The organism is Burkholderia sp. LMG 13014, from assembly GCF_905232215.1.
Classification (GTDB): Bacteria; Pseudomonadota; Gammaproteobacteria; order Burkholderiales; family Burkholderiaceae; genus Burkholderia.
Genome location: NZ_CAJNKE010000301.1, coordinates 1 through 7,214 on the forward strand (window position 1 = coordinate 1; position 7,214 = coordinate 7,214).

The 7,214-nt window shown below is 67.5% G+C and carries 8 protein-coding genes and 1 pseudogene; 3 read left to right on the forward strand and 6 right to left on the reverse strand.

Going from position 1 to position 7,214, the window contains the following annotated elements; genetic code table 11:
- The coding region (locus JYJ84_RS23910; RefSeq protein ID WP_374102125.1) for an NAD(P)H-binding protein at positions 1-704 on the reverse strand (704 nt) is incomplete at its 3' end.
- 88 nt (positions 705-792) lie between these two features.
- A complete protein-coding gene (locus tag JYJ84_RS23915; RefSeq protein WP_011353812.1) occupies positions 793-1,326 on the reverse strand; it encodes a GbsR/MarR family transcriptional regulator in 534 nt (177 codons plus the stop codon).
- Between the two features lie 160 nt (positions 1,327-1,486).
- On the opposite strand from JYJ84_RS23915, the gene fabV reads away from it, so the two are divergent.
- On the forward strand, positions 1,487-2,689 hold the full coding sequence (gene fabV, locus JYJ84_RS23920) for an enoyl-ACP reductase FabV (protein WP_175222470.1): 1,203 nt from the start codon (positions 1,487-1,489) through the stop codon (positions 2,687-2,689).
- Positions 2,690-2,753: 64 nt separating this feature from the next.
- Here the strand turns inward: fabV and JYJ84_RS23925 are convergent, their stop codons facing one another.
- Complete coding sequence (locus JYJ84_RS23925; RefSeq protein WP_122948178.1) at positions 2,754-3,458, reverse strand: SDR family oxidoreductase; 705 nt, start codon at positions 3,456-3,458, stop codon at positions 2,754-2,756.
- Positions 3,459-3,803: 345 nt separating this feature from the next.
- Between JYJ84_RS23925 and JYJ84_RS23930 the strand changes: the two genes are divergently transcribed.
- Positions 3,804-4,388 carry a TetR/AcrR family transcriptional regulator gene (locus JYJ84_RS23930; RefSeq protein WP_122948179.1) on the forward strand — a complete coding sequence of 195 codons (585 nt, stop codon included), beginning with the start codon at positions 3,804-3,806 and terminating at the stop codon, positions 4,386-4,388.
- Positions 4,389-4,482: 94 nt separating this feature from the next.
- Here the strand turns inward: JYJ84_RS23930 and JYJ84_RS23935 are convergent, their stop codons facing one another.
- The gene (locus JYJ84_RS23935) at positions 4,483-5,061 is read right to left on the reverse strand and encodes a hypothetical protein (RefSeq protein ID WP_122948180.1); all 579 of its coding nucleotides are present in this window, start codon (positions 5,059-5,061) and stop codon (positions 4,483-4,485) included.
- Between the two features lie 284 nt (positions 5,062-5,345).
- Here JYJ84_RS23935 and JYJ84_RS23940 point away from each other — a divergent pair, with 284 nt between their 5' ends.
- Positions 5,346-6,263 (forward strand): DMT family transporter, encoded by a 918-nt coding sequence (locus JYJ84_RS23940; RefSeq protein ID WP_122948181.1) that lies wholly within the window; start codon positions 5,346-5,348, stop codon positions 6,261-6,263.
- A gap of 21 nt (positions 6,264-6,284) precedes the next feature.
- Here the strand turns inward: JYJ84_RS23940 and JYJ84_RS23945 are convergent, their stop codons facing one another.
- Both JYJ84_RS23945 and JYJ84_RS37930 read right to left on the reverse strand, forming a co-directional pair.
- Positions 6,285-7,070 carry a YhfC family intramembrane metalloprotease gene (locus tag JYJ84_RS23945; protein WP_175222469.1) on the reverse strand — a complete coding sequence of 262 codons (786 nt, stop codon included), beginning with the start codon at positions 7,068-7,070 and terminating at the stop codon, positions 6,285-6,287.
- Between the two features lie 11 nt (positions 7,071-7,081).
- Positions 7,082-7,214, reverse strand: a pseudogene (locus JYJ84_RS37930) (GNAT family N-acetyltransferase); the annotation flags it as partial.

Here is a 7,214-nt window from a genome sequence, read left to right on the forward strand (position 1 = left end):
GCACGGTAGCGGGCCAGCATCTCGCGGTATTCGACTTCGTCGTTGCCGACTACGTCGATCACCGGATTGCCGGCCGCCGGCGCATCGACGCATCGCGCGACGAGTTCGGCGAGATCGTCGACGTGCACGGGGCGCAGCCGCTGATGGCCGCCCGCCGGCAGCACCTGCACGGGCAGGCTCGCGAGCATCCGGAAAAACCGCGCCGACGCACCGTCCGTGCCGTAGACGAGCGCGGGGCGCACGATCCGGAAGTCGATCGGCAGCGTCTGCAGGAAGCGGTCGGCCGCGACCTTGCTGGCGAAGTAGCGCGTATCGCCACGCTCGACACCGAGCGCCGAGATCTGGATCACGCGCCGCACGCCGGCGCGGCAGCACGCAGTGAAGAGCGCGCACGGCGTGGCGCGATGCACGGCGTCGAGCGTCGCGCCGCGCCGATCGGCGAGGATGCCGACCGCATTGATCACCACGTCGACGCCCGCCAGCCGCGCGAGCCACGCGTCAGGGTCGATGTCCTTCGCAAAGTCGATCGCGACGTCGTACGGGCCGGCCGCATGACGCACACCGCGCAGCACGCGATGGCCGCCGGCTTCGAGCTGCGCGCACAGTGCCCGCCCGATGAAGCCGTTCGCGCCGCACACGAGGACGGTCATGCTGCGCGCACCGGTGCCGCCACGCGGGCAGGTCGACGGCAAGACAGTGTCCATTTTCATCCTCTATTTACAGTCATTTCTGTAAAGACAGAAATAATGACCCCAAAAAAAGCGGGCTGTCTGCCCGCACTGCGCGTACCGCTTACTTCGACGGCTTGCGCCTGACCGTCTGGCTGATCTTCGCGCCGATGCCGAGCGCCTTCATCAGCGTATCGGGCTTGAGCCGCAGCATCTCGTCCGACCAGGTCGTGAGCGTCTCGACGAACTGCAGCGTGTCGCGGATGCGCTGCTCGGTCTCGCGGCTCTCGTTCGCGATCTCGGGATTCGTCAGGCAGTCGCGCAGCACCGTGAGCGTCGGCTCGATCTCGCGCTGGCGCCGCCCTTCGACGATCAGCTTGAACAATTCCCAGATGTCGGTCGACGTCTCGAAGTGGTCGCGGCGGTCGCCCAGCACGTGCACGACCTTCGCCAGCCGCCACGCCTGCAGCTCCTTCAGGCTCGTGCTGACGTTGGAGCGCGCCACGTTGAGCGTCTCGGCGATCTCGTCGGCCGCGATCGGCCGGCCGGCCAGATAGAGCAGCGCGTGGATCTGCGAGACGGTGCGGTTGACGCCCCACCGTGAGCCCATTTCGCCCCAGTGGAGAATGAATCGTTCGGCAATCGGTGTGAGTTCCATGACGTGAAATTTAGGCATTTCAGTTATTTCTGTCAAGAGAGAAATAACTGGACGATCCGCCAGGTTCCGGCGGCGCCCGCCCGCGATCTGCCGCATCCTTTACAATGCGCGGGATTTTCCCGAATTCAGGCCGTTTCCGCCTTTCAGACAAGAGGTTCCCATGATCATCAAACCGCGCGTGCGTGGCTTCATCTGTGTGACGACTCATCCGGTCGGCTGCGAAGCCAACGTCAAGGAACAGATCGACTACGTGACTTCGCACGGCCCGATCGCCAACGGCCCGAAAAAGGTGCTCGTGATCGGCGCGTCGACCGGCTACGGCCTCGCCGCCCGGATCTCGGCCGCCTTCGGCTCGGACGCGGACACGCTCGGCGTGTTCTTCGAGCGCGCCGGCAGCGAAACGAAGCCGGGCACGGCTGGCTGGTACAACAGCGCCGCGTTCGAGAAATTCGCCGCCGAAAAGGGGCGCTATGCGCGCAGCATCAACGGCGACGCATTCTCCGACAAGGTGAAGCAAGTCACGATCGACACCATCAAGCAGGATCTCGGCAAGGTCGATCTCGTCGTCTACAGCCTCGCGGCACCGCGCCGCACGCACCCGAAGACGGGCGAAACCATCAGCTCGACGCTCAAGCCGATCGGCAAGACGGTCACGTTCCGCGGCCTCGACACCGACAAGGAAGTGATCCGCGAGGTCACGCTGGAACCGGCGACGCAGGAAGAGATCGACGGCACCGTCGCCGTGATGGGCGGCGAGGACTGGCAGATGTGGATCGACGCGCTCGATGACGCCGGCGTGCTGGCCGACGGCGCGAAGACCACCGCGTTCACGTATCTCGGCGAGCAGATCACGCACGACATCTACTGGAACGGCTCGATCGGCGAAGCGAAGAAGGATCTCGACAAGAAGGTGCTGTCGATCCGCGACAAGCTGGCCGCGCACGGCGGCGACGCGCGTGTGTCGGTGCTGAAGGCCGTCGTCACGCAGGCGAGTTCGGCGATCCCGATGATGCCGCTGTACCTGTCGCTGCTGTTCAAGACGATGAAGGAAAACGGCACGCACGAAGGCTGCATCGAGCAGGTGTACGGCCTGTTCAAGGACAGCCTGTATGGCGCGACGCCGCATGTCGACGAAGAAGGCCGCCTGCGCGCGGACTACAAGGAGCTCGATCCGCAGGTGCAGGCGAAGGTCAGCGCGCAGTGGAACCACGTGACGAACGACAACCTGTACGAGCTGACCGACTTCACCGGCTACAAGACCGAGTTTCTGCGCCTGTTCGGCTTCGAGATCGCCGGCGTCGACTACGACGCGGACGTGAGCCCGGACGTGAAGATCCCGGGCATCATCGACACCACCGTCTGACGGTACGGCCCGCCGCCCGTTCCGTGTGTGCAGCGCGGGCGGCAGGGTCGAGATTCCGGCGACGTCAACGCTGCGCCGGTTCTTCCAGATAGACGCCCGACGACAGCGTGGCCTTCACGTGCCGCGTGAGTTCGTCGGTCGACACCTCTTCCGCACCCGCTTCGATCGCGTCGTATGCCTGGCGCACGACGTCGGCCGGCGTCGCCTTCGGCACGTCGAGGCCGGCCGTCAGGTCGGTATCGATGAAGCCGGCATGCAGCCCGACGACCTGCGTGCGCTGCTCGCGCAGCGAGTGGCGCAGTCCGTTGGTCAGCGCCCATGCAGCCGATTTCGACACGCCGTAGCTCGACAGGATCGGCCGGTTCACCCAGCTTGCGACCGACAGGATGTTCAGGATCGCGCCGCCGCCATGGTCGGCGAGGATGCCCGCGAACGCGCGCGACATTGCCAGCATCCCGAACACGTTGGTTTCGAAGTGATTGCGCAACGCGTCCGCCGCGCCTTCGTCCGTCAGGCTGCCGAGCCGCGCGATGCCCGCGTTGTTGATCAGCAGCGTGACGTCGCGTGCGACATCGGCCGCCGCGGCGACGGCCGCCGGATCGGTCACGTCGAGCTTCACCGGCACGACGCCCGGCAGCGTCACGGTGGCCGGATCGCGCGCCGCCGCATACACCTTGCGCGCCCCTCTCGCGAGCGCCTGCTTCGCAAACTCGAGCCCGAGCCCGCGGTTTGCGCCCGTCACGAACACGACTGCACCTTCGATCTTCATGATGCTTCCTTTCGCATGATGAATCGCATGCGCGCCGGCTCGCTGCGCGCGTGAGACCCGGTGGAAAACCAGACTGCCATTGCTTGTCGAACCGTGGCGCCGCCACGCGGCAGACGGTGAGCCTTCCGCTGCCCTTCCTGCACCGGCGACGCCAAAGACGCCGATCGATTGCCATCCGGTGTTCCGGCCGCGGCTTTGCACCCTCCGCCAAGTCGGCTACACTCGATGTCAATGTCGATCACCATTGTCTTTGCGGTGCATTGTGTTCGCGCAATTCGCCCATGTCAATGGTGGTCGCCATTGTGTTTTCCAATCGACGCGATCGGCAAAATCAGGGAGGGATCTATGGGTGTGTCAAGACAGCAGGCTGCCGAGAACCGAAGCGCGATCGTCGCGGCCGCCGAGCGGCTGTTCCGCGTGCGCGGCGTCGACGCGGTAGGGCTCACGGAGCTGATGAAGGAAGCCGGCTTCACGCAGGGCGGCTTCTACAACCACTTCAAGTCGAAGGACGCGCTGGTCGCCGAGGTGATGGAAAAGGCGATGCAGGACCGCGCGGATTCGCCGAACGCCGGCAGTCTCGATGCGCAGGTGGCGCTGTATCTGTCGGCCGCGCATCGCGACAACGTCGAGGCCGGATGTCCGCTGTCCGGTTTCGCGGGCGATGCGCCGCGACTGACCGATGCGGCGCGGGCGTGCTATGCGCACGGCCTCGCCACCTATCTCGACCGGCTGGAACGGATGGTGGCCGCGGAAGGCGCGACGCCGGCGCAGACGCGCCGCGACGCGATCGCGGTCTTCAGCCAGATGGTCGGCGCGCTCGTGCTGTCGCGCGCGATTGCGGGCACCGATCCGGCGCTGGCGGACGAGATCCTCGCGGCCGGGCGGGACACGCTCGCCGACAGGCGGGACGATCCGGGCGCACCGGCGTAGTCCCGCCAAAACGTCATGGTGCGTTGGCCTCTGTCGGCCTGCGCGGCGTGTTGGCGTGCCGACGTGCGCGGCGGTATTGCAGCGTCGTGCCGCGCTATTCGACACCCCGTGCGGCATCCCACAGCGGCTGCGCACCGCGCGCCGCATTCCAGGCGGCAAAACGCGTGCGCCACGATTCGAACGGCTCCGCCAGCGGGTGGCGCGGATCGTCGCTGAGCGAATACGCCATCCCTTCGATCAGCCAGCGCGGCTTGGTCGCGACGGCCAGGTTGCCGAGCACTTCCGCCTGCCGGTGATGGATCAGCTCGTGCGCGAGAAAGTAGGTCTGCCAGCCGCGCGGCGCGACGACCACGCCGAAATTCCCGAGCGTCAGCGCCGCGCGCTGGCCGACGCCGAATGCATCGGCGCACGCGCGCGTCGAACAGAACACCACGCGCGGCGCCGCCTGGAACGGGCCGACGGCCGCCGCCGCGCGCGCATAGCCGTCGCGATAGAGCTGCCGCGCGTCGCCGAGCTTCGCGGCATCGTCCGTGCAGAGATCGGCGCTCGGGCACGACACGCCCGGGACCAGCGCGGGCGCGACGACGCGCAGCGGCTTGACGAGCGCATACGCGGCAATCGGCAGCGCGACGAGCAGGCCCGTGAGGGCGAAAGCGACATGGGAGCGTTTCATCGAGGCGGTGGTTCCGGGGTGTTCTGCTGAGGTCTTCCTGCGTGAATATATCGGACTGGCGACGTCATCGGTCCTGTTTCATTTCCGGCCGAAACCCGGCGGACGGCCGGTGCTCGCCACGACCGGCGAGACCTTCCGGCGCTTGCCACCGCCATCTATCCCGCTGCCCACACAAAGACTTTTTACGACCTAATTGCGCCTGAATAATATATTGGACGCATTACCGGGCGCACCGCATCCTTGCCCTCTACCGGCCCGCAGCGGCCGCACGACCAGGACAGGACATGAACGGAAACGAACGGCTCACCGGCATCGGCTACGGATTGCTCGCGGCGCTCATCTGGGGCGGTTTCCCGGTCGTCACGCGCCTCGGCGTCACGCACTCGGCCCTCGATGCGTACGACATCGCGTTCATCCGCTTCGTCGTCTCCGGCACGCTGCTGCTGCCCGTCCTGCTGCGCCGCGGCCTCGGCACGCTGCGCCCGGCGTCGGTCGCGCTGATGGTAGCCGGCGCCGGCGCGCCCTACATCCTGACCGTCGCGGCGGCGTTGAGTCGCGCGCCGGTCGGCTACTTCGCGCTGACGCCCGGCAGCATGATCGCGTTCACGGCCATCCTCGGCCGGCAGATCGCGCACGAGCGACTGAGCACCGCGCAGATCGCCGGCATCGTCACGATCCTGGCCGGCATCGCGCTGGCCGCGTCCGATGCGCTGCGCGGCGCGATCGGGCTGCCGGCGCTCACGCTGTTCATGCTCGGCGGCTTGCTGTGGGCCGTCTATAACGTCACGACGAAACGCGCCGGCGCCAGTGCGCTGCACGCGACGGCTGTCGTGGCGGTCGGCTCGGCGGTGCTCTACTGTCCGCTCTATCTGGCCGTGCGCGGCGGCGCCGTGCTGCATGCGCCGGTCGCGGCCATCGCCACGCAGGCGATCTACCAGGGCGTGCTGATGTCGGTGCTGGCGCTCTATTGCTTCAGCCGCGCCGTCGTCGCACTCGGCCCGGCAATCGGCGCGACCTTCGCCGCAATGATGCCGCTGCTCGCCACGCTCGAGGCCATGCTGCTGCTCGGCGAACGGCCACACGCGCCGGCGCTCGCGGGCATCGCGATCGTCACGGCCGGGATGGGTTTGAGTCTCGTCAGCCGGTGGCGAACGGGCGATGCGCCGGCCATCCGGCGGCAGAACTCCGCTGCAAACGGCTGAACTGAGCCCTGCATATCAATATCAGGCGACGTGCCCCGTGCTCGCGTCGCCGGCACCCGTCGTCCGGCGGCTCCAGCGCACCCCCAGCCACAGAAGCACGACACTGCACACGAACAGGATCACCTCGACCAGCACCGTATCGACATGCCAGTACCGCGTCAGCAGCACGGCAACGACGTCGAACATGAAATGGAGCGCAATCGCATACGCCAGCCAGCGCTTCGTCCCGCGCACGAACGTCTGCAGCACGATCAGCGATAGCCCGACATGCGCGGCCAGCGCGCTCGCGCGTTCGAGCAGCGCGAGAAACGGCGACGCGAGCGTCATGCCCGCGAACTGCGACCCGATCAGCGACTGCACGCCCTCGGGCACCACGACGCCCGCGTGCGCGAGCAGATAGCCCGTGCCGAGCGCGAGAAACCCGACGCCGACCAGCAACATCGCCTCCAGCCCGCCGTGCCCGAGCCCGAGCATCACGGCCGTCGGCGCGTCATGCCGCTTCGACAGCAGATACCGGAACGCGACCCAGCGCCCGCCTTCCTCGAAGAGCCCGGCCGTCAGCGCCGCGAACACGAGCATCGGCAGGTGCCAACGCGGACCGTTCCCGAGCCAGTGGAACAGCGGGATCTGCCACGACAGGCGCAGCACCGGCTGGAACACGAAGAAGGTCAGCATGCCGTAGAAAAACACGCGCCACGGCACCTGCGTGCGGCGCCGCCACGCGGCCGCGAGCCACGCAGGCGCGAGCAGCGCGGCAACACCGGCCGCGAGCGTGACGAACAGGAGCGCCGGCGCAATGGGATGCACGGCGCGCCCGGTTACGCCAGCTGCTTGTGGAAATACGTCGTCGCGCAGAACGCGCCATCAGGCATCAGCGCGAAGTTCGGCACGACGCCCACGCGCTGCCAGCCGGCCCGCTCGTACAGCCGCTCGGCGTCGCTGCCCGTCACG